24 protein-coding genes and 1 pseudogene are annotated in these 25630 nt (G+C 72.5%); 12 read left to right on the forward strand and 13 right to left on the reverse strand.

The features are described from left to right. The first annotated feature begins 132 nt into the window (after window positions 1-132). From Msi02_RS43825 to Msi02_RS03495, 3 genes are read left to right on the forward strand one after another with little or no spacing between them, the layout of a single operon-like run. Entirely contained in the window at window positions 133-1734 is a 1602-nt protein-coding gene (locus tag Msi02_RS43825; protein WP_204047036.1) for a CDP-alcohol phosphatidyltransferase family protein, read from the forward strand. Beyond that, window positions 1731-2441 (forward strand): DUF5941 domain-containing protein, encoded by a 711-nt coding sequence (locus Msi02_RS43830; protein ID WP_204047037.1) that lies wholly within the window; start codon window positions 1731-1733, stop codon window positions 2439-2441. The genes Msi02_RS43825 and Msi02_RS43830 overlap by 4 nt, the downstream gene beginning before the upstream one ends. A 39-nt stretch (window positions 2442-2480) precedes the next feature. Beyond that, complete coding sequence (locus tag Msi02_RS03495; RefSeq protein WP_204047038.1) at window positions 2481-5885, forward strand: ATP-binding protein; 3405 nt, start codon at window positions 2481-2483, stop codon at window positions 5883-5885. Window positions 5886-5923: 38 nt separating this feature from the next. Here the strand turns inward: Msi02_RS03495 and Msi02_RS03500 are convergent, their stop codons facing one another. Further along, window positions 5924-6418 (reverse strand): ATP-binding protein, encoded by a 495-nt coding sequence (locus tag Msi02_RS03500; RefSeq protein ID WP_204047039.1) that lies wholly within the window; start codon window positions 6416-6418, stop codon window positions 5924-5926. 225 nt (window positions 6419-6643) lie between these two features. Between Msi02_RS03500 and Msi02_RS03505 the strand changes: the two genes are divergently transcribed. Beyond that, on the forward strand, window positions 6644-7543 hold the full coding sequence (locus Msi02_RS03505) for a Sco1979 family transcriptional regulator (RefSeq protein ID WP_079312241.1): 900 nt from the start codon (window positions 6644-6646) through the stop codon (window positions 7541-7543). Window position 7544: 1 nt separating this feature from the next. Here the strand turns inward: Msi02_RS03505 and Msi02_RS03510 are convergent, their stop codons facing one another. The 3 genes and pseudogenes from Msi02_RS03510 to Msi02_RS03520 all read right to left on the reverse strand — a co-directional run. Continuing rightward, a complete protein-coding gene (locus Msi02_RS03510; protein ID WP_079312239.1) occupies window positions 7545-8453 on the reverse strand; it encodes a LysR substrate-binding domain-containing protein in 909 nt (302 codons plus the stop codon). Between the two features lie 70 nt (window positions 8454-8523). After that, on the reverse strand, window positions 8524-9252 hold the full coding sequence (locus Msi02_RS03515; RefSeq protein ID WP_204047041.1) for an ABC transporter permease: 729 nt from the start codon (window positions 9250-9252) through the stop codon (window positions 8524-8526). 71 nt (window positions 9253-9323) lie between these two features. Then, window positions 9324-9992 (reverse strand): annotated as a pseudogene (locus tag Msi02_RS03520) (ABC transporter ATP-binding protein); the annotation flags it as partial. A gap of 64 nt (window positions 9993-10056) precedes the next feature. On the opposite strand from Msi02_RS03520, the gene Msi02_RS03525 reads away from it, so the two are divergent. Beyond that, entirely contained in the window at window positions 10057-10749 is a 693-nt protein-coding gene (locus Msi02_RS03525; RefSeq protein WP_079312233.1) for a TetR/AcrR family transcriptional regulator, read from the forward strand. Here Msi02_RS03525 and Msi02_RS03530 read toward each other — a convergent pair. Continuing rightward, window positions 10703-11389: a TetR/AcrR family transcriptional regulator gene (locus Msi02_RS03530; protein WP_204047043.1), complete on the reverse strand. Its 687-nt coding sequence runs from the start codon at window positions 11387-11389 to the stop codon at window positions 10703-10705. The two genes, Msi02_RS03525 and Msi02_RS03530, sit on opposite strands and share 47 nt — an antisense overlap. 128 nt (window positions 11390-11517) lie before the next feature. On the opposite strand from Msi02_RS03530, the gene Msi02_RS03535 reads away from it, so the two are divergent. The 5 genes from Msi02_RS03535 to rocD all read left to right on the forward strand — a co-directional run bounded on the left by Msi02_RS03535 (window position 11518) and on the right by rocD (window position 15956). After that, a complete protein-coding gene (locus Msi02_RS03535; RefSeq protein WP_204047044.1) occupies window positions 11518-12543 on the forward strand; it encodes a DMT family transporter in 1026 nt (341 codons plus the stop codon). Between the two features lie 28 nt (window positions 12544-12571). After that, a complete protein-coding gene (locus Msi02_RS03540; protein WP_204047045.1) occupies window positions 12572-13258 on the forward strand; it encodes a DsbA family oxidoreductase in 687 nt (228 codons plus the stop codon). Window positions 13259-13342: 84 nt separating this feature from the next. Beyond that, window positions 13343-13792, forward strand: a complete 450-nt coding sequence (locus tag Msi02_RS03545; RefSeq protein ID WP_204047046.1) for an Lrp/AsnC family transcriptional regulator — start codon at window positions 13343-13345, stop codon at window positions 13790-13792. A 107-nt stretch (window positions 13793-13899) separates the two neighbouring features. Beyond that, window positions 13900-14754, forward strand: a complete 855-nt coding sequence (gene ddaH / locus Msi02_RS03550) for a dimethylargininase (protein WP_079312225.1) — start codon at window positions 13900-13902, stop codon at window positions 14752-14754. After that, window positions 14751-15956 carry an ornithine--oxo-acid transaminase gene (gene rocD, locus Msi02_RS03555; protein ID WP_079312223.1) on the forward strand — a complete coding sequence of 402 codons (1206 nt, stop codon included), beginning with the start codon at window positions 14751-14753 and terminating at the stop codon, window positions 15954-15956. The genes ddaH and rocD overlap by 4 nt, the downstream gene beginning before the upstream one ends. Here the strand turns inward: rocD and Msi02_RS03560 are convergent. Next, window positions 15925-17508 (reverse strand): alkaline phosphatase D family protein, encoded by a 1584-nt coding sequence (locus Msi02_RS03560; protein WP_204047047.1) that lies wholly within the window; start codon window positions 17506-17508, stop codon window positions 15925-15927. The two genes, rocD and Msi02_RS03560, sit on opposite strands and share 32 nt — an antisense overlap. A 257-nt stretch (window positions 17509-17765) precedes the next feature. Here Msi02_RS03560 and Msi02_RS03565 point away from each other — a divergent pair, with 257 nt between their 5' ends. After that, complete coding sequence (locus tag Msi02_RS03565) at window positions 17766-19088, forward strand: Glu/Leu/Phe/Val family dehydrogenase (RefSeq protein ID WP_204047048.1); 1323 nt, start codon at window positions 17766-17768, stop codon at window positions 19086-19088. A 69-nt stretch (window positions 19089-19157) separates the two neighbouring features. Here the strand turns inward: Msi02_RS03565 and Msi02_RS03570 are convergent, their stop codons facing one another. From Msi02_RS03570 to Msi02_RS03580, 3 genes are read right to left on the reverse strand one after another with little or no spacing between them, the layout of a single operon-like run. Further along, a complete protein-coding gene (locus Msi02_RS03570) occupies window positions 19158-20048 on the reverse strand; it encodes a Gfo/Idh/MocA family protein (RefSeq protein ID WP_204047049.1) in 891 nt (296 codons plus the stop codon). A gap of 34 nt (window positions 20049-20082) precedes the next feature. Continuing rightward, the gene (locus Msi02_RS03575) at window positions 20083-21012 is read right to left on the reverse strand and encodes an NAD-dependent epimerase/dehydratase family protein (protein WP_204047050.1); all 930 of its coding nucleotides are present in this window, start codon (window positions 21010-21012) and stop codon (window positions 20083-20085) included. Between the two features lie 10 nt (window positions 21013-21022). After that, window positions 21023-21370, reverse strand: coding sequence for a YrdB family protein (locus tag Msi02_RS03580; protein WP_079312213.1), 348 nt, complete (start codon window positions 21368-21370; stop codon window positions 21023-21025). Window positions 21371-21482: 112 nt separating this feature from the next. On the opposite strand from Msi02_RS03580, the gene Msi02_RS03585 reads away from it, so the two are divergent. Then, on the forward strand, window positions 21483-22181 hold the full coding sequence (locus tag Msi02_RS03585) for a TetR/AcrR family transcriptional regulator (RefSeq protein ID WP_204047051.1): 699 nt from the start codon (window positions 21483-21485) through the stop codon (window positions 22179-22181). Window positions 22182-22241: 60 nt separating this feature from the next. On the opposite strand, the gene Msi02_RS03590 is transcribed toward Msi02_RS03585, so the two are convergent. The 4 genes from Msi02_RS03590 to Msi02_RS03605 form a co-directional block, all read right to left on the reverse strand. Then, window positions 22242-22928 carry a response regulator gene (locus Msi02_RS03590; protein WP_204047052.1) on the reverse strand — a complete coding sequence of 229 codons (687 nt, stop codon included), beginning with the start codon at window positions 22926-22928 and terminating at the stop codon, window positions 22242-22244. Further along, on the reverse strand, window positions 22925-24181 hold the full coding sequence (locus tag Msi02_RS03595; protein WP_444543481.1) for a sensor histidine kinase: 1257 nt from the start codon (window positions 24179-24181) through the stop codon (window positions 22925-22927). Before Msi02_RS03595 ends, Msi02_RS03590 begins: the two co-directional genes overlap by 4 nt. After that, on the reverse strand, window positions 24178-24855 hold the full coding sequence (locus tag Msi02_RS03600; protein ID WP_204047054.1) for a hypothetical protein: 678 nt from the start codon (window positions 24853-24855) through the stop codon (window positions 24178-24180). Before Msi02_RS03600 ends, Msi02_RS03595 begins: the two co-directional genes overlap by 4 nt. A 232-nt stretch (window positions 24856-25087) precedes the next feature. After that, the gene (locus tag Msi02_RS03605; RefSeq protein ID WP_239108093.1) at window positions 25088-25627 is read right to left on the reverse strand and encodes a MarR family winged helix-turn-helix transcriptional regulator; all 540 of its coding nucleotides are present in this window, start codon (window positions 25625-25627) and stop codon (window positions 25088-25090) included. Window positions 25628-25630 lie beyond the last annotated feature (3 nt).

A 25630-nucleotide genomic window follows, 5' to 3' on the forward strand; every position in this document is an offset into this window, starting at 1 on the left:
TCCAGGGACCGTACGGTAAACCTGGGGTGCATCGGTTCAACCGAAAGGTCACTAAGCTTTGGCTTCCGGCGGACTTCCCCGCGCCGGTCAAGCCTGAGGGCCTGATCTCCCCCCGTTGCGTGAAAGGTTGCCATGACCCGCGTGGTCCTGCTGGGCGCCCCGCCCGGCCCGATCAGTCCCCCGCCGCCCGGCGGCCAGCCCGCCCTGCCCGCGGCCATCACGCTGAAATCGCTGCCCGGGGCCCCCTCCGCGTACGACAGGCTGCTCGCGCAGGCCGCCGCTCTGGACCCCGAGCCGACGACGATCGCCCGGCCGGGGGACGCCGCCGCCTACCGCAGGCCGTACGGACGGGTGGTGGAGAGCCCCGACGTCGCCGGCGACCTGCGCGCGCTGGCCGACGCGGTCGAGGGCGCCGACGAGAACCTGCTGATCCTGCCGGCCGACTCGCTGGTGCACGACGAGCTGATCTACCAGATCACCAAGGCCAAACGGGGGGCCATCGCACTGGTCGTCCGGCAGGAGCGGCAGGAGCAGGGCGAGAACGACCCTCCGGCGGAGGAGGAGGTGCCGATCGAGGAGGCGGAGCCCGAGATCGGCGAGAAGGTGATCGAGGGGCTGCCCCAGCGCACCCGCATCGGCCGGAGCCGGATCATCTCGGTCGGCACCGCCTACCACGCGGTGACCCGGCCGAACGCGGCGCTGCTCGGACCTCTCCACCTCCACCAGCGGCACCTGCAGACCCTCGCCGAGGTCGCCCGCGAGCTGGCGGACATGGCCCACCTGTTCGGCCCCGAGGACGACGTGACCGAGCTTCTCGTGCTCGGCCTGGTCCGGCGCGGCGTGTCGGTGGGCCGGCGGGGCCGCCGCGACCTGTTCTTCCGCCGCGTCCGCAGTCAGGCCGAGGCCGACGAGGCGCTGGCCGAGATGGCGGGCTTCAACGAGGACCGGGCCCGGCTGAACAACGCCGTGAAGGGCGCCGACGGCTTCTTCACCACGTTCTTCGTCAGCACCTACTCGCGCTTCATCGCCCGCTGGGCGGCCCGCCGGGGGCTGACGCCCAACCAGGTGACGCTGATCTCGATCGCTCTCGGCCTGCTGTCGGCCGGCGCGTTCGCCACCGGCACCCGCTGGGGAGCGGTGGCCGGCGCGGTCCTCATCTACTTCGCGTTCGTCTTCGACTGCGTGGACGGCCAGCTCGCCCGCTACGCGCGCAAGTTCGGCGTGCTCGGCGCCTGGCTGGACGCCACGTTCGACCGGTTCAAGGAGTACGCCGTCTTCGTCGGACTCGCGGTCGGCGCGACGGTGTCCGGGCAGTTCGGCGACGGCGAGGGCGTCTGGACGCTGGCGCTGGTCGCGCTGGCCCTCCAGTCGGTCAAGCACCTGCTGGACTTCTCGTTCGGCGCGGCGAACCGGCGCAAGGCGCCCGTGCCGCTGCCCACGCTGGACCTGACGGTCGCCGACGACCGTCCGCTGCGGGAGGCGCTGGAGCAGCGCAGGGCGAGCCGGAGCACCGGCGTGCGCGGGCTGCTGAAGCTGTGGACCAAGGCCGGCAAGTTCCGCCCGGTCCACTGGGCCCGCAAGATGATCGTGTTCCCCATCGGCGAGCGTTTCGCCGCCATCGCGATCACCGCCGCGTTCTTCAACCCCCGGGTGACGTTCCTCACGCTGATCGTCTGGGGCGGCGTCGCGGCCACCTACACCCTCACCGGACGTCTCCTGAGGTCGCTCGCATGATCACTCAGCCGCAGGCCACCACGCCGCTTCCGGACCCGGACGAGGAGCGCCGCCGCATCCAGACCGCGCGCCTGCTCGCCTACCGCGACGACGGCCCGCTCGCCACCGCGCTGAAGGGCTCCCTGGGCCGGCTGCTGCCGCCCGTGCCCGCGACCGTGGTGGCGCTGATCGCGATCGTGGCGCTGGCCGTCGCCGGCGCCCTCACCGACGGCCCGATCCTGCTCGTGCCCGTCGCCGTGCTGCTCGTGCTGGTCCTGCCCACCGCGGGCCGCGACCACCTGGGGCGGTTCGACTGGATCACTCCCCCGCTGCTGCGCGCGGCCGAGTTCATGACGATCATCCTGCTCGGGCTGGCCGAGGACACGCCCAAGTGGCTGCTGTTCGTGCTGATCTACGTGATCGGCTACCACACGTACGACACCGTCTACCGCACCCGGCAGGGCATCTGGCCCCCCGCCTGGCTCTACCAGGCCGGGCTCGGCTGGGAGGTCCGCCTGCTGGTCCTCGGCGTGGGCGCCGCCGCCGGATGGCTGACCCCCGTGGCGGCCGTCCTCACGGCGTACCTGCTCGTGCTGTTCGCCGTCGAGAGCGTCACGAGCTGGGTCCGGCTGGACAAGGCCTCCGCGCAGGCCCAGGCCGACCAGGACCTGGAGCAGTCGCCCGAGGAGGCCGCCGAGCAGGTCACCGGCGAGGCCGAGCAGGGCTGACCCGGCGGGCCCCTGGCGGGACGGCGGGCTGAACGGCCGATGATCCGCATCCGCGTGCTCGGCGCACTCGAAGCCGAGGTCGACGGCGCGCCCGCCCAGCTCGGCGGGCCGCGCCAGCGCGGCGTGCTCGCGCTGCTCGTGGCGGCCAGGGGCGAGGTCGTCTCGGCCGACCGGCTGATCGACGACCTGTGGCGCGGCGAGCCGCCGGCCAAGGCCCTCGCCTCGCTTCAGACGTACGTCGCCAACCTCCGCAGGGCGCTGGAGCCCGGCCGCCCGCGCAGGACGCCGGCCCGCGTCCTGGTGAGCGCCGCGCCGGGCTACGCGCTGCGGCTGGACGGGCACGACGTGGACGCCTGGCGCTTCGAGCGTCTCGTCGCCGAGGCGCGCGAGGCGGCCGGGAACGATCCCGCACTGGCCCGCGCGCTCCTCGACGAGGCGCTGGGGTTGTGGCGCGGCGCGGCCTTCGCGGAGGTAGCCGACGAGGAGTGGGCGGCGCCGGAGACCGCACGGCTCGAGGAACTGCGGCAGAGCGCCCGTGAGCTGCTGGTGGCGACCACGCTGCGCTCGTCCCACCCCGCCGACGCGGTGCCGATGGCCGAGGTGCTCACACGGCGGCAGCCCCTGCGTGAGGAGGGCTGGCGGCTGCTCGCGCTCGCCCTGTGGGGCAGCGGGCGGCAGGCCGACGCGCTGGCCGCGCTGCGCCGAGCCCGCGCGACGCTCTCGGAAGAGCTGGGCCTCGACCCCGGCCCCGGGCTGAGCGAGCTGGAGCAGGCGATCCTGACCCAGCGGACGGACCCGCTCGACGCCGCGCTCCGGCCCGTCTCTCCACCACGCCCAGCGCCGCCACACCCAGCCCCGCCACGTCCGGCGCCCGCCGTCCCGCTGCCGGCCCGCCCGGCGGAGCACCGTACGGCGGAGCACCGTACGGCGGGGCCGGAGCGCACCGAGCTGTTCGTGGGACGCAGGGCCGAACTGGACGCGCTGAAGACGGCCGCGGCGGAGGTCTTGTCCGGCCACCCGCGGATCGCGATCGTGAGCGGCGAGGCCGGCGCCGGGAAGTCGGCGCTGCTCGGCCGGCTGCTGGACGGCCTGTCCCCCGAGCACTGGCTCGTCACCGTGGGACGCTGCCCGGAGGACGAGGGCGCGCCACCCGCCTGGGCCTGGGTGGAGGCGTTGCGCCCGCTGGCCGCGGTCGCCCCGCCGGGCGGTCACGCGCCCGCGCTGTCCCCCCTGCTCGGCGACGGCCAGGTGGCCGAGGACGCCGCGGCCGGGCGGTTCCGCATGCACCGCGCCGTCGCCGCGTGGCTGCGCGAGGTCTGCGGTCACGGCCGCGCGCTGGCCGTCGTCCTGGACGACCTGCACCGGGCCGACGGGGAGACGGTGGCCCTGCTGAGCTCGCTGGCCGAGGAGCTGATGGGCGGCGGCGCCCGGGTCCTGCTCGTGGTGGCGTTGCGCCCCTCCGAGGTGACCGACGCCCACGAGGACGCCCTCGCGGCGCTCGCCCGGCGCCGTCCCGTGCGGGTGCAGCTCGGCGGACTGTCCCCGGCCGAGGTCGAGACGCTGGTCACCGCGGTGTGCGAACGGCCGGTCGACCGGGCGACCGCGGTCGCGCTGTCCGACCGCACCGGCGGCAACCCCTTCTACGTCTGGGAGAGCGCCCGCCTGCTGGCGAGCGAGGGAACGCTCTCCGGCGACGTGCCCGAGGGCGTGCGCGACGTGCTGCGGCGCCGCCTGGCCCGGCTGCCCGCGACGGCCGTCGGCGCGCTGCGCCTGGCGGCCGTGGTCGGCAGGGAGGCCGAGGTCGAGGTCCTCGTCCGCGCCGCCGGCACCGGCGAGGACGTCGTGCTCGACGGGCTCGAGGCTGGCGTGATCTCCGGCCTGCTGACCGAGCCCGCCCCTGGCCGGGTGCGCTTCGTCCACGCGCTGGTGCGCGACACCCTCTACCAGGACCTGCCGGGAATCCGGCTCGCCCGCATGCACGCGCGGGTCGCCGACGCCCTGCGCGCCCTGCATCCGGACGACCTGACCGCGCTGGCCCACCACTACGCGAGGGCCGCCACCTCGGCCACCGCGCTCGCGGCCGTGGACTACTCGGTGCGGGCGGCCGAGCTGGCCACCCGGCGGTACGCCCACGACGCCGCCGTCGGCCTGCTGGCGCAGGCGCTGGAGTGCTTCGAGCGGGTCCCCGACGCGGCCGACCGGGACGCCAGGCGGGTGGAACTGCTGGGTCTGCTGCTGCGGGCCCGGGTGCGGGCCGGGGACGTCGTGGGGGCGAGGGCCACCCGACGGCAGGCCGTGGACGTCGCCGAGCAGGCGGGCCGTGAGGACCTGCTCGTCGCCGCCTTCACGTCCTGGACCGAGGCGACGCCCTGGCACATCCGCCCGTACGGCACGGTGGACGGCCGCACGGTCGAGTTGCTCACGCGGCTGCTGCGCCGTACGGACCTGAAGCCGGTCACCCGCTGTCTCCTGCTGACGGCGCTCGTCGGGGAGCTCGAGGGCGAGAACGACCCGCGTGCCGCGGCGGCGGCGCGGGAGGCCGAGGAACTCGCCGAGCGGGCCGGCGACGTGGGCCTGCGGGCGATGGCGATCGTGCTGCGCAGCAAGGACATGTCGTTCGAGCGGGCGCCGCACGAGCGGGCCGAGCTGGCGCGGCGGCTGGGCGCGCTCGCTGACGAGCACGACCTGGTCGCCTACCGCTGGTACGCCGAGTACACCCTCGCGACCGCCGCGGGGGCGACCGGCGACGTGGCGGCGCTGCGCCGGCACCACGGCCGCGCGCTGGAGATCGCCCGCACCTACCGCATGGCGGAGGCGGAGTCGGTCGGCATGTGCGGCGTGGCGATGCTCGCCCACATCGAGGGGCGTCTCGGCGAAGCGGAGCGGCTGTACGGCCTGATCCACGAGAAGATGCGCCGCGAGGGCTCGATGCACGCCGACGGCCTCCACGCCATGGCGATGACGACGGTGCGGATCAGCCAGGGGCGCATCGGCGAGCACGAACCGGTGCTGCGCCTGCTCCACGAGCGGTACGGCGGGGTCGGCGACGCCTACGCCCTGGCCCTGCTCGCGAACGGGCGCGTGCCGGAGGCGAGGGCGGTGCGCGTGCCCGGCGCTCCGCTGCGGCAGGACTACTACCACGCGGTCTTCGCGACGCTGCGCGCGATGGCGGTGGTGGCGCTGTCCGCCCACGGGCCGGTCGAGCGGGAGGAGGTGCGGATGCTGACGGAGGTCCTGCTGCCGCTGCGCGACCAGGTGCCGGGCGCGCCGTCCACGTCGCTGGCGCTGCGGCCGGTCGCGCACACGCTGGGCGAGCTCGCCCTGCTCCTGGGCCGCCCGGAGGAGGCGGCGGGGCACTTCTCCCGCGCCGTCGAGGTGGCCCGGCGCTGGGGCGCGCCGCTGTGGGAGCGGGACGCCCAGGCCGCCATGTCGCGGCTCGGCTGATCTCGGGAAAGGCGGCCGATCAGCAGGCGAACGGCCGCTCAGGCGGCGGGCGAGGCGTCGAACAGCGCCCAGACCACCTTGCCACCGCCGCGGGTGAGGATCCATCCCCACGCCGCGGTCAGCGCCTCGACCAGGTGCAGCCCCCGGCCCGATTCCGACAGGTCGCTCCAGGGCGAGACCGCGGGCACCAGGGCGCTGGCGTCGCTCACGCCGCAGCCGATATGAAACCGGTGCTTCACCAGCCTCAGCCGGATCGGCGGGGCGTCGGCGGGATCACCGGGGGCGTGCCTCAGCGCGTTCGTCACCAACTCGGACACCACGAGCTGCGCGTCCGGCACGAGGCCGGGGACCCCCCAGCCGCACAACGTCCTGGCGGTGAAGTCACGGGCCGCGGCGGCGGACGTGGTGCGCCCGCGAAAGGTACACGTCGCCGACGGAGGCAGGGACAAGCCGGCGACGTCGTCCCGCTCGAACATCGAGGTCAACCACGGAGGCGCTGTCGCGGCTCCCGGGCCCGCCAGGTCTGCTGTCATCGCCGATCCCTCAGGTCTCACCCATTACATGATGTGAATTTCCCTGCCGTCGTGTATCTTGCCCTGTGCCTTGCGGATGCAAGCACGCGTGCACGTGCAAATGTCGCGCGTCCCCGACTTTCCGTGGAAGTTCCCAGAAAAGACGGCCTCACCCCGGTCCGGTAGGATGATCAACCCGATTGGTTCACCAGGGATTTTTCCGGGAGCGCCGCCGATGGAGCGATCGTGAACGCACAGGCGGACAGCACCGCCCCCGTACCGGTCGGGATCGCCCGCGGCGGCCCGACGGCCCTGCGGCTTCTGCTCGGGGCCCAGCTCAGGCGACTGCGCCGGCAGAGCGGCATCACCCCCGAGAAGGCGGCCCGTGCCATCCGCGGGTCGCACGCCAAGATCAGCCGGCTGGAGCTCGGCCGGGTCGGCTTCAAGGAGCGGGACGTCGCCGACCTGCTCACCCTCTACGGCATCACCGACGCCGACGACCGTGCCGTGCTGCTCGACCTGGCGCGGCAGGCGAACATCCCCGGCTGGTGGCACAAGTACAGCGACGTGCTGCCGGGATGGTTCGAGTTCTACGTCGGGCTGGAGGAGGCGGCGTCCGTCATCCGCTGCTACGAGCTGCAGTTCGTGCCCACGCTGCTGCAGACGCCCGAGTACGCTCGGGCACTCGTCCTGCGGAGCAGCGTGGGGCGGTCCGCCGACGACGTCGATCGGCGCGTGGACCTGAGGATGCGCCGGCAGGAGCGGCTGACCGGGCCCGAGGCGGCGACCCTGTGGGCCGTGATGGACGAGGGGGCGCTGCGCCGCCCGATCGGCGGCCGGAAGGTGATGCGGGCCCAGTTGGAACACCTCATCGAGGTGACGAAGCAGCCGAACATCACGCTGCAGATCGTGCCGTTCGACCACGGCGGGCACGCCGCGTGCGGGGGGCCTTTCACGATCCTGCGCTTCGAGGCGCCCGAGCTGCCCGACGTCGTCTACCTGGAGCAGCTCACCAGTGCCCTCTATCTGGACAAGCCCGAGGACACCGAGGCGTACACGCAGGTGATGAACGAGGTGTGCGTGGACGCCCGGCCGGCCACGCAGACCGGCGCGTTCCTGGAGGAGCTGCTCGCCGACCTCGGGTGAGCTACCTTCTGGAGAAGAACGCCTGGCAGGTCTCGGCGAAGGCGACCGCCCGGGCGGTGGGCCGCACGCCGCGCACCGAGGCGAGCACGACGTCGAGCGCGGGCACGTCGTCGCTGATCGGGACGCACGCGACCCGGCCGCCGTCGTAGGTCTGGTCGTTCTCGGCCCGCTGGTTGAGTATCGAGTAGCCGTGCCCGCCCGCCACCAGTGAGCGCGCCGTCTCGTAGCTCGACGTGCGGAACCGTACGCGTGGCTCGGTGGGATAGATGGCCCGGAAGTAGTCGCGGCTGCGCGGCAGGTCCAGCAGGATCATCGGCTCGGCCGCCAGGTCCGCCAGCGACACCGTCTCCGCCCGGGCCAGCGGATGCTCCGGCGGCAGCAGCGCGTACGGCCTGGCCCGGGTGAGCGTACGGATGTCGAGATCGAGGGCGAGATCGATGGCGTAGACGAGGGCGACCTCGCACCGCCCGTCGAGCAGGGCCGACTCCATGGCGGAGATCTCGCCCTCCGCGACGCTGACCCGCACCCCCGGATACCTCTCGGCGAACTCGCGCAGCAACCGGGACAGGTAGAACGGCGCGAGCGTGGTCAGGCAGCCGACGGCGAGCTCACCGGTCAGCGACCCCGCGAGGCCCCGCGCCGACTGGGCGAGCGCCGCGGCGTGGGACAGGAACTCCCGGGCCTCGACGAGGAAGCGCTCGCCCGCGCGGGTCAGCGAAAGACCGCGGGCGTGGTGGCGGATCAGGAGCTGAACTCCCAGCTCCCGCTCCACCTGGGCGATGGCGGCCGAGATCGCCGACTGCGCCACCATGAGCTCTCTGCTGGCCGCGGTCATGCTGCCGAGCTCGGCCGCGGTTACGAAGTAACGCAGCTGGACGAGGGTGAAGTTGACGTCCGCCACGCCACCCATTGTGACCGTCCAAGTGCCCGACGGCGCCCGCAAACCGGTATCAACTTCGAATGCCTTTTCCTAGCCCTGATCAGGCGTTTTCCCTTTGGAAACGACTGGTGCCCAGGGTAACGCCCAGGACGGCGAAGGCCAGGGACACGACGACCCCCCACACCAGGGCGGACGACGCGTAGGAACCGGCGAACAGCGCGCGCAGCCCCTCGACCGCGTACCGGAACGGCGTGAGCCGCGACACCACGTCGAGCCAGGCGGGGGCGAGCGACATCGGCAGCAGCGCGCCCGACAGCAGCATCAGCGGGACCACCAGGGTGGACATCACGGGCGCGAACAGCTCCTGCCGCAGCGTGAGCGCCGCCGTGTACGACAGCGACGCCATGCCGACCGACAGCACGGTGGTCAGCAGCAGCGCCGCCAGCACCCCCGCGAGCGGCGCCCGCAGGCCCAGCGCGTACGCGGCCACGTTGATCGCCACCGCCTGGATCAGCAGCACGACGCAGTCCCTGAGCACCCGGCCGAGCAGCAGCGTCACCCGGCTCACCGGCGTGACCCGCAGCCGTTCGAGCACCCCGAACCGCTGGTCGAACACGATGCCGAAGCCCGCCATCCCCGCGCTCGTCAACCCGAGCTGCACCAGCAGGCCGGGCACGAGGACGGCCCACGAGCCCACGCCGCTGCGGTCGAACAGCGGGCCGAACAACACGAGGTAGAGGAACGGCTGCAGGGCGCTGAAGACCAGGCTGAACTTGTTGCCGAAGGATGCGCGCAGGTAGTGCCCGGTCAGGACGGTGAGGGCGGTCACGCGGCGGCTCCCTCGCGCAGCTCGCGGCCGGTGACGGCGAGGAAGACGTCGTCGAGCGTCCGCGCGCCGTGCTCGGACTTCAGCTCGTCCGGGGCGCCCTGGGCGACGATCCGGCCGTTGTCGATGATCAGGACGCGGTCGCAGAGCGCGTCGGCCTCCTCCAGGTAGTGCGTCGTGAGGAAGACCGTCAGACCGTCCCGCTCGCGCAGCCGCCGCACGTGGTCCCACAGGTTGGCGCGGCTCTGCGGGTCGAGCCCGGTCGTGGGCTCGTCGAGGAAGAGCAGCTCGGGCCGGTGGAGCAGGCCCATCGCGATGTCCAGCCGGCGCTTCTGGCCGCCCGACATCGTGACCGTCGTACGCTCCTCGACCCCGGGCAGGTCCAGCTCGGCGAGCAGGGTGGTCACCCGTTCGCGGGCCTGCTCCTTGCTCAGTCCGTACAGGCGGGCCTGGAGCACGAGCTCCTGTCCCACCGGGGAGAACGGGGCGAACGCGCCGCCCTGGGCGACGTAGCCGATGCGGCGGCGTACGGCCGCGGGGTCGGCGAACAGGTCGGCGCCCGCGACCGTGGCGGTGCCGGACGTGGGGCGCAGCAGCGTGGTCAGCATGCGCAGCGTGGTGGTCTTGCCCGCGCCGTTCGGTCCGAGGAAGCCGACGATCTCCCCCGCGGAGACGTCGAGATCGATCCCCCGGACGGCCTCGACCGGGCCGAAGGTCTTGGTGAGCCCTCTGGCGTGAATCATGCCGGGTAGAGTAACACCAAATTTGGTGTCACTTAAAGTTTGTGCTCGCCCTTACAATCGAGACGTGGAAGAGGGCCTGCGGGAGCGGAAGAAGCGGGAGACCCGCCAGCGGATCGCCGACATCGCGATGGGACTGTTCCTGCAACGGGGGTTCGACAACGTCACCGTGGCCGAGGTGGCCAGGGCCGCCGACGTGTCGGTCAACACGGTGTTCAACTACTTCCGCACAAAGGAGGACCTGTTCCTCGACCGCAGCGAGGAAAGCGAGGACATGCTGGCCCGGGCCGTGCGCGAGCGCCGCGCGGGCGAGACGGCGGTCGAGGCGGTGCGGCGCGACTTCTTCGAGGCCCTCGACGCCGGCGACTGGCGTTACGGGATGAGCGAGGGCCTGGACCTGTTCACGCAGCGGGTGCGGGAGAGCGTGGCGCTCCAGTCACGGGCGCGCATGCTCGACGTCAACCGGGAGGAGCGACTGGCCCGGACGCTCGCCGAGGAGGCCGACGCCGATCCCGACGACCTGACCCCCTGGCTGGTGTCGGCGCAGATCTGCGCCGTCGTCCGCGCGCTGACCCGCCACTTCGCGATGCGGCAGATGGCCGGCGAGGACGCGGCGCTGATCAGGGCGGACGTCAGGGAGCACGCCGAGCGCGCCTTCGACCTGCTGGAGCGCGGGGTCGGCGACTACTGCCTGCGCCCCGAGCCCGGATCGCTCAGGCTCCCGCAAGCCGGCGAGCGCTCCACACCAGCGCCTCGGTGACGCGGGCCTGCGACAGGCCCAGGGTGTGCCGCTGGAACTGGTAGACCTCGGGCGCGAGCGGCGCCAGCACGGCGTCCGCCGTTCCCTCCGGGTCCGGCACCCCGGCCTCGGTCAGCAGCATCCGCACGTGTGCGCGCCAGAAGCGGTAGGCGCCGGTGCCGAACCGCGCGCTCCCGGTCTCGGCTCCCAGCACGAGGTGCAGGTGACGCTCCAGCAGGTCGATCATGGCGATGTAGAACGCGGCGAGCCGGTCGGCCGGTGAGGCCCCCGGGCCGAGCGGCGGCGGGCCGTTCAGGATGTGTCCCTGCACCTGCCGCTCGTGCTCGTCCAGCAGGGCCGTCGCGATCGAGGCGGGGTCGGGATAGCGCCGGTAGAGCGTGGCCCGCCCCACCCCCGCCGCCTTGGCGATCTCGTCCATCGTGACGTGCCGCGCGTCCCTCGTCGCGAAGAGCCGTTCGGCCGCCTTCAGCACGCGCATGCGGTTGCGCGCGGCGTCCGCCCGTTCCCGCACCGGCGCCGGCCGGCCCGGTTCGAGGTCGAGCACGGGCAGTTCCCGGCCGGCGCCGGCCGGCGTGGTCCCCTCCGGGGGAACGCGGCCGTTTCTCCGGTTCCCACCGGGATCGGTCAACCCGTTGGTCATGAGGACATCCTAATCCCCGGCGGAACGATGTGGACAGAGCGTCCACTTTTGCCTTACGCTCATCCGGACACGATGTCCGGTTCTGGGCCGGCTTCTCAAAATCCGGTTCTTTCAGAAGAGGGATCGCGATGCATGCCCTGTTCCTCGCCTCGGCACTGCTGGTCGGCTGCTTGCTGGCAGTGCAAGCCTCGGTGAACCTCCAGCTCAACAAGGCGGTCGGAACGCCGTACGGCGCCTCGACCCTGCAGCTGAGCGTGGCGACGGCCCTGCTGGCGCTCCTCGCGGTCGCCGTCGGGGCGATCGGCGCCGTCCGCCTCGTGCCCGGTGTCCCGTTCTGGCACCTGCTCGGAGGTCTGGCCAGCCCGCTCTACATCACCAGCGGGATCCTGCTCTTCCCCCGGCTCGGCGCGCTGGCCGCGGCGGGCCTGTTCGTGACCGGCCAGATGTTCGCGTCGCTGGGGCTGGACCTGTTCGGCCTGCTCGGCATCGCGCGCAGGCCGCTCAGCGCCGGCGTCGCCCTCGGCGCGCTCGCGGTCCTCGCCGGCATCACGGTCGTCATCCGGGGACAGCGCCCGGCGCAGACGCCGCCTTCGCCGGGGCCGGCGCCCGGCGGCGCTCCCGGCGCTCCCGGCCGTGCCGGGACGGCCACGGTCACCGCCCCGGCCGCGACGGCGGCCGTACGCCGGACCGGCGGACTCGGCCAGGGCGGCTGGATCCTGCTGGGCATCGTGGCCGGCGCCGTCCTGCCGGTGCAGGGCGCGGTCAACGCCGCGCTCCGCAAGGACATCCACCAGCCGGTGACCACCGCGATGATCAGCTTCATGGTGGCCACGATCACCATCGCCGTGGTGCTGGCCGTCCTGCTCGCCACGGGCCGCACGCCGCGCCCGCAGTTCGCCCCGCTGCGCACGATGCCCTGGTGGGGCTGGCTCGGCGGCGCCTGCGCCGCGGCGTACGTCACCGCGACCTTCACGCTCATCCCCACGATCGGCGCCGCCACCACCGTGGCGCTGACCGTAACGGGCCAGCAGGCCGCCTCGGCCGTGATCGACAACCACGGCCTCCTGCGGCTGCCCCGGCGCCCGCTCACCGCACCGCGCCTGACCGGTCTCGCCCTGCTCATCGCCGGCTCGGTGCTCGTCCAGCTCACCTGAGCGCCCCCCCGACACAAGGAGAACGTCGATGACGACGACACTGACCCCGGAACCCGGCACCATCATCATCTTCTCGGACATCTGGTGCTCCTTCGCGCACATAGCCGTGCACCGGCTCCACAAGACCCGGGAACGGCTGGGCCTGACCGGCCGGGTGCGGTTCGACCACCGCGCCTTCCCCCTGGAACTGCTCAACGACGCGCCCAGCCCCCGGCCGGGGACCGACAGCGAGGTGGGCCGGATGGCCGCGCTGGAACCCGACGCGGGATGGCAGCTGTGGCAGGCGAAGGACTGGCTGTACCCGTCCACGACGCTGCCCGCGCTCGAGGCCGTCCAGGCGGCCAAGGAGCAGGGGTTCGCGGCGTCCGAGCAGCTCGACCTGGCGCTGCGGAGGGCCTTCTGGGCCGAGTCGCGGTGCATCAGCCACCGTAAGGTCATCCTGGACGCCGCCGCGTCCACCGGCGTGGTGGACGTGGACGCCCTGGCGGCCGCACTCGACGACGGCCGGGCGCGCAGGACGCTGTCCGAACAGGCCGCCGTCGCGGCGACCGAGCGGGTGAACTGCAGCCCGCACCTGTTCCTGCCGGACGGCACCGACCACGCCAACCCCGGTATCGAGGTCGGCTGGGCCGGCTCGTACGGCATCGGCTGGCCCGTCGTCTCCTCCGACGACCCCAGCGTGTTCGAGGACATCCTCAAGCGCGCCGCCCCCTGACCGAAGCCCAACCCGGTGCGTCGACCCCGCCGCCGGTGGCATGCCCGGGAGCATGCCGGGCGCGGCGGCTGTATACAGGTCCACGTGAGGTTGGACGAGCTTGATCGCGCCATTATCCGGGCCCTCGTGCAGGACGCCCGGGCGACGTACGCCGAAATAGGCGCTCACGTTGGGTTGTCGGCTCCGGCCGTGAAGAGGCGGGTCGACCGGCTCATCGCCAGTGGCGCGATCACCGGCTTCAGCGCCCGGGTGGAGCCGTCGGCCCTCGGCTGGACCACCGAGGCGTACGTCGAGCTGTACTGCCGGGGCAAGACCTCACCCGCGGAGATCGGCATGGCCGTGTCCCGGCACCCGGAGGTCGTCTCGGCCTGCACGGTCACCGGCGAGGCCGACGCGCTGCTGCACATCCGCGCGACCGACGTGCGGCACGTCGAGCGGGTGATCGAACGCCTGGCGGCCGAGCCGTTCGTGGTCCGCACCAAGAGCTCGATCGTGCTGTCGCGGCTGATTAACGGATCGCTGCAGAACGGGTGAAGGACGCAACCGATCCACACGTGATCGCAACGCGGGCGCATTGGATTGTCGCCTTCCGATTCCTACGCTGAAGTCCCGTTCACCCGGTTTCCCGCTTGGAGTCGACGATGACACTCGCGCCAGCCGCCGAGACCACGGACAGTGGTCGTACGGGCACGGCCCGGCACTTCCTGATGTGCCGGCCCGAGTTCTTCACGGTCTCGTATTCCATCAACCCGTGGATGCATCCCGAGAAGGGCGCCGACACGACCAGGGCGCTGCGGCAGTGGGAGAGCCTCCGGCAAGCCTACGAGGACCTCGGCCACACCGTGAGCCTGATCGACCCGATCGAGGGCCTGCCGGACATGGTGTTCGCCGCGAACGGCGCGCTCGTCGTGGACGGCCGGGTCTACGGGGCCAGGTTCGCGCACCCGGAACGCGCCGCCGAGGGCCCCGCCTACCTGCGGTGGTTCGTCGAACGGGGATACGAGACACTGGAGGCGTCCTTCACCAACGAGGGCGAGGGCGACTACCTGACGCTCGACGAGATGATCCTGGCCGGGACGGGCTTCCGCACCGACGTGGCGGCGCACATGGAGGCCCAGGAGTTCCTCGGCCGGCCGGTCGTCACGCTGCGCCTGGTCGACCCGAGGTACTACCACCTCGACACCGCCCTGTTTCCGCTGGACGGCCACAACGTGGCGTACTATCCGGAGGCGTTCAGCGAGGGCAGCAGGAAGGTGCTGCGGCGGCTGTTCCCCGACGCCGTGATCGCCACGTCCGCGGACGCGGAGGTGCTGGGCCTCAACGCGGTGAGCGACGGCCGCAACGTCGTCGTCAACGCCGAGGCGACCGGGCTGATCCTGGAACTCAAGCGCCGTGGCTTCGAGGTCGTCCCGGTGGACCTCGGCGAACTGCGCAAGGCCGGCGGCGGGCCCAAGTGCTGCACCCTCGAGATCCGGCCGAACAGGGAGATTCGATGAACAGCGAGGAACTGATCCGGCTCAGCGAGAGCCACAGCGCGCACAACTACCACCCGCTGCCCGTCGTGATCAGCTCGGCCGAGGGCGCCTGGGTCACCGACGTGGAGGGCAAGCGGTATCTCGACTGCCTGGCCGGCTACTCCTCGCTGAACTTCGGCCACGGCAATCCCACGATCCTCGCGGCGGCCCGAGAGCAGCTCGACCGGCTGACGCTGACCAGCCGGGCGTTCTACCACGACCGGTTCGCCGCGTTCGTGACCGGCCTTTCCGAGCTGTGCGGCAAGGACATGGTCCTGCCGATGAACACCGGCGCGGAGGCCGTCGAGACCGCGGTCAAGGTCGCCCGAAAGTGGGGTTACGAGGTCAAGGGCGTCGCCCCCGACCAGGCCAACATCGTCGTGATGGAGGACAACTTCCACGGCCGGACCACGACCATCGTGGGCTTCTCCACCGACCCCGAGTCGCGGGACGGCTTCGGCCCATTCTCCCCCGGCTTCCGGATCGTCAAGTACGGCTCGGCCGAGGCGGTCAGGGAGGCGATCGACGAGAACACGGTGGCCGTGCTCCTGGAGCCCATCCAGGGCGAGGCCGGCGTGCTGGTCCCGCCGGACGGCTACCTGGCCGCGGTCCGGGAGATCTGCACCGACAACAACGTGCTGTTCGTGGCCGACGAGATCCAGTCGGGCCTCGGCCGCACCGGCGAGACGTTCGCCTGCGACCACGAGCGCGTCGTCCCCGACCTGTACGTCCTGGGCAAGGCCCTCGGCGGCGGCGTGGTCCCGGTCTCCGCGGTCGTCGCGAACGCCGACGTCATGGGCGTGATCGGGCCCGGCCAGCACGGTTCCACCTTCGGCGGCAACCCGCTGGCGTGCGCGGTCGGCGACGCGGTGATCGGGCTGCTGCGGACCGGCGACTACCAGGCCAGGGCCCGCGAGCTCGGCGCGTTCCTGCACGCCCGCCTGGCCGACCTCGGCCCCGGCGTGGTGGCGGTGCGCGGGCGCGGGCTGTGGGCGGGCATCGACATCGACCCCTCGCTCGGCACCGGACGGCAGATCAGCGAGGCGCTCATGCGCCGCGGCGTGCTCGTCAAGGACACGCACGGCTCGACGATCCGCCTCGCGCCGCCGCTCGTCGTCTCCCGGGACGACCTGGACTGGGCGGTGGACCAGCTCAGCGCGGTGCTGCGGGAGGCTCGGGCCTGATCCGCACCGTGTCCTGATCGCCGGTGTCGGTGAACCACGTCACCGTGGCCTCCCCGGGCGCCAGGTCGATGGCGGTCATCATGTTGGGGAACCAGGGTCCCTTGCTGATGCGCCACCGCAACGGCGGCCGGGGAAGGCCCCCGGCCCTGGCCAGCACCCCGCCGAGCACGCCCGCCAGCCCGAACGACGCCACGATGTTGGCGAAGCGCAGGGTGCGGCTCAGCGGGTTGCGGATCGGCGAGCAGACGATCTGGTGGACGCGCCCGCCGCCCCGGCGCCGTACGGACGCCATGTAGGAGTAGTGGACGTCTCCCGACAGCAGCAGGACGGTCGCCGGCGGCCTGCCCCGGCCGCCCGAGGCGACGTCCAGCACCGCGTGCGCGAGTTCCTCGAACGACCGGCGGAAGGCCCCCCAGTGCTCCAGGTCGAGAAACTGCCGCACCCGCTCGCCCCACCGCGCCGCCCGGCGGCCCCAGATGCCGTCGCAGACCGCCTCGTTCCAGCTCTCGACGTGGTGGATCCCCGCGGGCAGCAGGATCGGCAGCGAGGATCCTATGAGCAGGTGGTCGAAGTCGCCGGTGGCGTGCTTGTCGAACCAGTCCCACTCGCCGGGGTCGAGCATCCGCCGGCGTCCCGGCTCCAGCACCCGGGCGCTGCGGCTGTCCAGCACGATCAGCCGGCTGCCGCCCAGGTCCCTGTGGTAACTCCAGCGCACCGAGTCGGGCTCCTTGTCGGCCCGCCGGGCGAAGGCGTCGAGCGCCTCGTCGCCGCCGCCCGCGCGCAGCGCGGCCAGCACGGGATCGGCCGCCCGCTCGGCCGGGGGCAGGTTGCCCAGGTGCTGGTAGATGTAGTACGAGCCGAGCGCGGAGACGATGCGCCGCTCCCACCAGGGCACCTCGGCCATCTGCTCGCGCCAGACGTTCGAGGTGTTCCAGTCGTCCCTGACGTCGTGGTCGTCGAAGATCATCAAGGTGGGGACCGTGGCCATCAGCCAGCGGACCGGAGGGTCGGACCACGCCTGGCGGTACAGCTCGGCGTACTCCTCGAAGTCGACGACCTCCTCGGGCCCGTCGTCCCTGCGCCCGGCGATGAACTCCTTCATGTCCGGGGTGAGCTCGTCGGCGTACACCTGGTCGCCGAGCAGCAGGATCAGGTCGGGCCGCTCGTCCGGCGACTCCATCAGGCGCAGGCCGTACGCCCGCAGGACGTCCGGGCCGTGCGTGCGCACGTACGGCTCCTCGTGCGGCACGCTCGTACGGCAGGAGCCGAAGATCAGCCGGTCGAGGCGGGTCAGCGGGCGGATCACGCTCGGCGGCAGGCCCTCTTCCGGCCACACCCGCCGGTCGTCGAGTTCCACCTCGTAGGCCACCGGGCCCTCGACGCCGACGTCGAGCAGGGCGTAGTGGTGGCCGTGCACGGTGAAGGTGCGCTCCTCGGAGCAGGCGTCGCCGGCCCGCACACGGACCGTGCAGGGCTCGGAGGTCTCCACCCAGACGGTCGCGGCGGCCGCGTCCACATGGCGCAGCAGCGGGCCCAGCACAAGTTCCGGCACAAACCCTGTCTACTGCAAAAGGACGGCAAAGCGCGACTTGCCCCCGTCCGTCCACCGTCATTCACGGATCGTGCGCCGCCTATGCGCCGGAACGGCGAAATGCCGCCCGGCGATCTCCGTATTGGCCTATATCGCGACCATCCGGCGCACGGTTTGATCCAGATGTCGCTCCTCCCGGTCCGCCTTCCGCTGCCGTCAACGACGACGGCACACGGGGTCCGGGGGACGGCCGCCCTTTCCGACAGGAGAACACCAGAATGACCGTCACGGACTTCCCGACAACGGCGTCGGGGGTTCGGTCTCCGATCCCCGACCTCCATGCCCCCTCACCGGGTGAGCGCGCCCTCGCCGCCGCCCGCTTCCAGCTCGCCGAGGCGTCCCGGTTCCTCGGCCTCGACGACGGCATGCACCACATGCTCGCCACGCCCCGCCGCTCGCTGACGGTCTCGGTGCCCGTACGGCGCGAGGACGGCCGCCTGGAGGTGGTGCAGGGCCACCGCGTGCAGCACAACCTCTCGCGCGGGCCCGCCAAGGGCGGCATCCGCTTCCATCCCGCCACCGACCTCGCCGAGGTCACCGCCCTCGCCATGTGGATGACGTGGAAGTGCGCCCTCGTCGGCATCCCGTACGGCGGGGCCAAGGGCGGCGTCGCGGTGGACCCGGCCACGCTGACCACCCGCGAGCTCGAACGCGTCACCCGGCGCTACGTCAACGAGATCCTGCCGCTCATCGGCCCGGAGAAGGACATCCCCGCGCCCGACGTGGGCACCGACGAGCAGACCATGGCCTGGATCATGGACACCTACAGCGCGAACGCCGGCTACTCGGTCCCTGGCGTGGTGACCGGCAAGCCCACGGCGCTCGGCGGCTCGCTGGGCCGCGCGGGCGCGACCTCGCGCGGGGTGCAGATCGCCGCGCTGCAGGCCCTGGCCCGGACGAGGGGGGCGCGCTCCCCGGAGGGCACGACCGTGGCGGTGCAGGGCTTCGGCAAGGTGGGCGCGCTCGCCGCCCAGTATCTCGCCGACGCCGGCTGCCGGGTCGTGGCCGTCTCCGACGCGGGCGGCGCGGTCGTCCGGCCCTCCGGCCTCGACGTCGCCGCGCTGCGCGCCCACGCGGCCGAGACCGGGACGGTCCACGGCTACCGCGACGCCGACCCGCTCTCCCGCGACGAGCTGCTCGAACTCGACGTGGACGTGCTGGTGCCGGCCGCGCTCGAAGGCGTGATCACGGCGGACAACGCGCCGCGCGTACGGGCCCGCCTGGTCGTGGAGGGCGCCAACGGGCCCACCACACCCGAGGCCGACCTGATCCTGGCCGGCAACGGGACCACTGTGGTCCCCGACATCCTGGCCAACGCCGGCGGCGTGATCGTGTCCTACCTGGAGTGGGTGCAGAACACCCAGGCGTACTCCTGGAGCGCCGGCGAGGTCGAGGTGAAGCTCCGCGACCTGATGGAGAACGCCTACCGTGCGGTCGCGGACCTGGCCGCCGAGCGCGACCTCACGCTCCGCCAGGCCGCCCACGCGATCGGGGTGGGGCGGGTGGCCGAGGCCCACCGGATGCGGGGCCTCTACCCGTGAGGCCCCTGACGTCCATCTGAGACGGCGACGATGACCGCCTCCCGGGAATATGCGGCTTCCGGGAGGCGGTCAGGCCGTCGCGGCCGTCACGATCTCTTCGCACAGCTCGTGGGTCGCCAGGGCGTCGTCGGCCGTGAGGATCCGTCCCTCCCGGACCGCGGCGAGGAACTCCCCGCAGATCTGCTCGATGCCGCGCTGCCGCGTCGCCGGGACCCAGTCGCCGCGCCTCGTGAGGACCTCGTCCCCGCCGAGGTCCACCACGTCGCCGAGGTTGACCACCCGCCGCTTCCCGCCGCCGCCCATGACCTCGCAGGTCTCCTCGGCCGCGCCGCTGGTGCGGCTCATCACGCCGACGGCGGTGAAGCCGTCGCCGCCGAGCGTCAGCACCACGTGTTCGAGCAGGCCGTCCCGCACCCTGGTCCTGATCACGGTGTCGGTGACCGGCCCGGGGGCGAGGAAGCGCAGCGTGTCGGCCACGTGGATGAAGTCGTCGAAGACCACGGTCCGCGGGTCGCCGGGCAGGTCACGCCGGTTCTTCTGCATCACGACCACGTCGCGCGGCAGGTCGCGCAGGGCCGCGTACGCGGGGGCGTGCCTGCGGTTGAACCCGACCATCAGCGACCTGTTCCGCTCGTGCGCCAGCCGTACGAGCCCGGCGGAGGCGGCGGCGTCGTAGGCGAGCGGCTTGTCCACGTAGACGTGCACGCCCGCCTCCAGCAGCGTGGTCACGATCGGGACGTGCGCGGTGGTGGCCGCGTGCACGAAGGCCGCGTCGATCCCGGCTTCGGCCAGGCCGTCCACGGAGGTGAAGCGCGCGCCGATCCGGTAGGCGTCGCCGAGCCGGTCGAGAGCCGCCCGGTCGCGGGTGCACAGCAGCGGCTCGATGCCCGGCGTCGCCGCCAGCACCGGCAGGTAGGCCTTCTCCGCGATGTCGCCCAGGCCGATGATCCCGACTCTCATGCCCGGGAGACTATCGCCGTCGTTCCGGCGCCTTTCAGCGCCCCCGCCACCACGCCACCGTCTCCTTCACCCCGTCCTCGACCGGCGTCGGCGCGAAGCCGAGCACCTCCTGGGAGGCGGAGGAGTCGAGCACAAACGGCCGGTCGAACTGATAACGGGTCTCCCCCAGCTCGCGCAGGAACGGCGATACGAGGCCCCCCGCCTTCAGCGTCCACGACGGCAGCCGCCGCAGGCGCGGCGCCGGGACGCCCGCGGCCTCGCACACCATCTCGGCGTACCGCCGCATGGTGAAGGGCGGCGCGGTCGGGACGTGCCAGGGCCGGCCCCACGCGCGCTCCTCCTCCGCGGCCGCCGCCAGCGCCCGCACGACGTCGGGCAGGTACGTCCAGCTGTGCGGAATGTCGGGGTCGCTGATGACGGTGGCGGGCTTGCCCGCGAGCAGGGGTTCCAGGAGCCGCGGCCCCACGTACGACTGGTCGGACGACCGCGGCCCGTAGTAGTCCGAGCCGCGCACCTCGGTGACCCGCACCCGGCCGGCCTCGTGCGCGACCCGCATCTCCTCCCACATCCGCGCCCTGACCATGCCCTTCGTGCCCGTCGCGGCGAGCGGCAGATCCTCGGTCATCGGCCCGTCCACCGGGCCGTACCCGTACAGGTTGCCCAGCGTGACCAGGACGGCCCCGGACGACTCGGCGGCGGCCAGCAGCGAGGCCGCGATCGGCGGCCAGTCCAGGGGCCACCGGTGGTAGCGCGGGTTGGCGCAGTTGTAGAGCGCGTCGGCTCCCTCGGTGAGCCGCCGCATCACGGCCGCGTCGGCCGCGTCGGCGGCGACCGGCGAAATCCCTGGGTGCTCGGGGCCCGAGCCCGAACGGGTGACGAGGGTCACCTCGTGCCCGCGCTCCGCCAGCGTCTCGGCGAGCCCGCCGCCGACCTGTCCCGCTCCGACGATCACATGCCTGCCCATCGCTTCTCCTTCAGACCTGATCCGTCAGCAGCCGCAGCACGCCGTCCACGACGTACACGACCGCGAACACGACGCCCGCCGTGACGAGGCCGGAGGCCGCCAGCGCGGCCGCCCCCGCCCCGAACCACACGACCTCGAAGGCGGCGCGGGCGAGACCGTGCAACTGGTGCGGCGCCTTGCCGCCCGCCATGAACAACCCCCAGAGCGTGGCGAACACGGCCGGCCCACCGAGGCCCAGAAGGATCTTGACCAGGACGTTCGCCTGCACGGTGAACCCCCAGTAGGCCAGCGAGATCAGCACGCCCAGTTCCAGGAAGAACATCACTGCGGGGATCACGCCCTTGGCCACGGTGAGCATCGGCACTCCTTGCGGTTGTTGCTCCGTTCCGAGAGCAATGCTCTCTTATTAGAGCGATATTCGTCAAGAGCACTGCTCTCTAATCGCTCAAGTGCTCTGTTAGCCTGGCCGCATGAATGCGAGCAGGACCGCGCGGGAGCGGGTGAGAGCTGAGCTGATCAAGGAAATCACGGACATCGCCCGGCGACATCTGGCGACAGAGGGAGCCACGGGCCTGTCCCTGCGGGCGGTGGCCCGGGAGATGGGGATGGTCTCCTCGGCGATCTACCGCTACTTCCCCAGCCGCGACGACCTGCTGACCGCGCTGATCATCGATGGATACAACGCGCTCGGGGAGGCCGTCGAGCGCGCCGACGCCGCCTGCGCCCGCGACGACTTCTTCGGGCGCTGGCTCGCCGTCTGCCGGGCCGTACGCGAGTGGGCCCTGGCCCATCCGCACGAGTACGCCCTGCTGTACGGCTCACCCGTGCCGGGCTACGCCGCTCCGCAGGACACCATCGCGCCGGCGGTGCGGGACACGGCCGTGTACGGACGGATCGTCGCCGACGCCCACCACGCAGGCAGGCTCGCCCCTCCCCCGATCTGCCCGCCGCCGCCGGCGGTCCTGGCGGAGGACGCGGAGATCGTACGGTCGCTGATGCCGGACGTGCCGGACGACGTGATCGCGCGGGCGATCACCGCATGGACGGGCCTGTTCGGGATGGTCAGCTTCGAGCTCTTCGGACAGTTCAACAACACGATCACCCACCGCGCCGAGCTGTTCGAGCACAACATGACCTGCCTGGCCCGCCTCATCGGCTTGCCCGACTAGGAAGCACGGACTCGGCCTGCCCGAGCAGGCGACACGCGGGCCGTGCTTGCCTGGCCTCGCTCAGGAGTCGGCCGGTTGATGAGCGGCGCGCACAAGCCCGGACTCGTAGGCGCCGATCACCAGTTGGGCACGGTCGCGCGCCCGCAACTTGCTCAGCAGCCGGCCGATGTACGTCTTGACGGTGCCGTGGCTGAGATGGAGGTACTCGGCGATGTCGGCGTTGGACAGGCCGCGTGCCACGAGCACCAGGACCTCACGCTCGCGCGCCGTGAGGACGTCCAGCGCGGGCCCTGGGGCAGGGCGGGCAGAGGGAAGACGAGCAAACTCGGCGATCAGGCGCCGGGTCACCGAGGGCGCGAGGAGGGACTCTCCGGCGGCGACGGTGCGGATGCCCGCCAGCAGGACCTCGGGGGAGGTGTCCTTGAGGAGGAACCCGGCCGCGCCGGCCCGCAGGGCCCCGTACACGTACTCGTCGAGATCGAAGGTGGTGAGGATGAGGACGCGTGTCGCGGCCGTCTCGGGAGATCCGGCTAGGCGCCGTGTCGCCTCGATGCCGTCCATGTCGGGCATCCTGATGTCCATCAGCACCACGTCCGGGTGTAGTCGACGGGCGCTTTCGACGGCTTCGGCGCCGGTGCCGGCCTCGCCCACCGCGGTCAGCCCCGGGGCGGTGTCGATCAGCACCCGGAAGCTGCCTCGGAGCAGAGGCTGGTCATCGGCGACGAGCACCCGGATCGGATCGGTCACGCGGTCGCCTCCTTCGGGCTGACGGCTGTGCCGTGAGCGGGTTCGGGCGGGAGACGAGCCGACACGGCGAACCCGCCGCCGGGCCTTGGCCCGGCCTCCAGCGTCCCCCCGTACATCATCACGCGTTCGCGCATCCCCACGAGACCGTGACCGCCGCTGAGACCCGCCCGGCCGGACCCCGGCGCGTTCCCGGCTCCGTCGTCCACCACCTCGACACGCACGCCTCCGCGTGCATCGGCGGTGATCGCCACCTGGCAGTGCGTTCCGTCGCCCGCATGCTTGATCACATTTGTCAGCGCCTCCTGCACGATCCGGTAGACGGTCAGCGCCGTCCCCGCCGGGAGAGGGGCGGCCAGTCGGGTGCGAAGCCCGGTGCGGATTCCCGCCTGCTCGGCACGCCGGATGAGGGGCGGCAGGTCGTCCAGCCCGGGAGGGGGAGCCGTGCCGGGGCCTGGCGCGTGTTGCCCGGCGGCGTCGCCGCGCAGCACTCCCAGGGCGCGCCGCATGTCGGTGAGCGCCTCCCGGCCGGTCTGCTCGATCGCCTGGAGGGCGTCGCGCGTCTCCTGGGGGCGTTCCTCCGCCACGTGGTTGGCGACCGCAGCCTTGACGACGATCACGCTGAGGCTGTGCGAGACGATGTCGTGCAGTTCTCTGGCGATGCGCAGGCGTTCCTCGGCCAGCGTCTGCTCGGCCAGGCGCCGGTCCCTGCGGGCGGCTCGACCTCGCCGTTCACGCACCACGCGGCCCGCGGCCCACGCGGCGCCGACCACAAGCCACACGAGCGCCGCCGTCGCGACGGCTTCGGGCCAGGGGCCGGACGGTGTCAGGACCGCCTCCCCGGCGACGACCGCGGCTGCCGAGACGACGAGGGTCAGGGCCAGCGCCGCCGAGGCCCGGCGCGCCGGCTCGGCGAGCGCCACCGCGTAGACGGCCAGGGCCGCGGGGATGTACGGGTCGCGGGTGATGTCGAGAAGCGTCGCCGCCGCCGATGCGCCCACAACAACGGCGAGGGCGGGCAGTGGCCGAAGACGCCGGACGGCCAGCGGCGCTCCGACACAGGCGGCGATCAGCCACGCCACCCAGGAAGGGCCGGAGAACCCGGGCAGGCCGTCAGAGGCGTCCTGGCCGCCCAGCGCCACATACGCGGCGACCACGACGACCGCCACGCAGGCATCGAGTATCAGTAGATGCGGGCCTGTCGGGAGACGCCACCGCGCTGAGTGCATCGCACGACGATACCGATGGCCACTCATCCGGCCTGTCCGAAAAGGAACATCACGGTGCCCACGACGCCCACCATGACAAGCCTTCCGACGACCGTGGCCGTTCGCGGTGCCGGCCCGGTGCGCATCGCGGCAACGCCCAGAGGGACGAGCGCGACGCACAGCCCGGCGGCAGCGGCCACCGACCAGGAGGTCGTTCCCTTCAGCACGCCCAACGGCATCGCCGACGCGAGGGCCAGAGCCGCCGCACGCACCGGTCCGAGCACCCGCGAGCGGTAGGCGCCGACGGCCAGGAGAACCCAGCCGCCCATGATCGCGGCGTTCAACGTGCTGAAGACATGGAACGCGCCGTAGGTCTCGCTCACCGTTCGTGTCGCCGACGCAACTCCGTGGACGGTTACCAGGTGGAGGCCGAGATGGTCCACACCGGCGTGAAACGTCCGGGCGAACAGGCCGAGGATCGTGAGCACCCCGCCCCACACCGCCAGTTCCCGGAGTGTCTCACCGATCCTGGCGGCGAGGAGCACGACTCCCGGCCACAGCAGCACCCATCCGGCGGCGACGAGGCTGTACGAGGCCGTCATGAGGTCGGGATGGTGCTCGTACGCGCTCAGTTGCGCGGGGAAGAAGAAGTCGAAACGCAGGCGCAGCAGTACGCCGGTGAGCAACAGCAAAGGCCCGGCGACGAGGGATGCGCCGCCCACCCAGCGTCCCGGAAAGACAGGGTTGGCACCAGTGATTGACGGAGTCGTTGCACTCATGGGGGCAACGATGCCGCCGCCGCACACGCCGGGTCGTCGGAGTGGGGACCACACTTCCGGATCTGACCGTGGTCGTATCGACGTGCCCGGTTGTCGTCTCCGGTCCGATGATCCGCGGTAACCGTCTCGACCGCATCGGCCCGGCCCAGCGTGCGGGATCGGGTTGGCTCCCGGGTCAGAGCTGGTGGGCGCCGAGGCGTCCTTCGAGCAGGAGGAGCAGCTCGCCGAGCAGGTCTCCCAGCTCCCGCCGCCGGTCGGCGCCCATCGCCGCCAGGAGATCGCTCTCGTAACGCAGCTGCCGCGGCAGGAGCAGGTCGGTGAGCGCGCGGCCCTCATCGGTGAGCGCGAGGTGGGAGACCCGCCGGTCGCGCTCGCCGGGCCGGCGGCTCACCAGCCCGCGCTCCTCCAGGACCCGCAGCCGCTTGGTGACGGCCGCCCCCGAGGCGAAGGTCTCCCTGGCGATCTGGCCCGGGGTGAGCTCACGGTCGAGCCGGCGCAGGGCGGCGAGGACGTCGAACTCCGGCCGGGTGAGGCCGTACTCGCGGAGGGGCGCGTCGCCGGCCTGCTGGAGCAGCAGGACGCACCGGGTGAGGCGGCCCATCACGGCGATCGGCGCGGTGTCCAGCTCGGGGTGGACACGCCGCCACTGGCGTATCACCTGCGCGACGACGTCCTCTGCGACGCTCTCGGGCGCCTCCTCGGCGATGTCCTCCACGCC

This window comes from Microbispora siamensis (genome assembly GCF_016863095.1).
Taxonomy (GTDB): domain Bacteria; phylum Actinomycetota; class Actinomycetes; order Streptosporangiales; family Streptosporangiaceae; genus Microbispora; species Microbispora siamensis.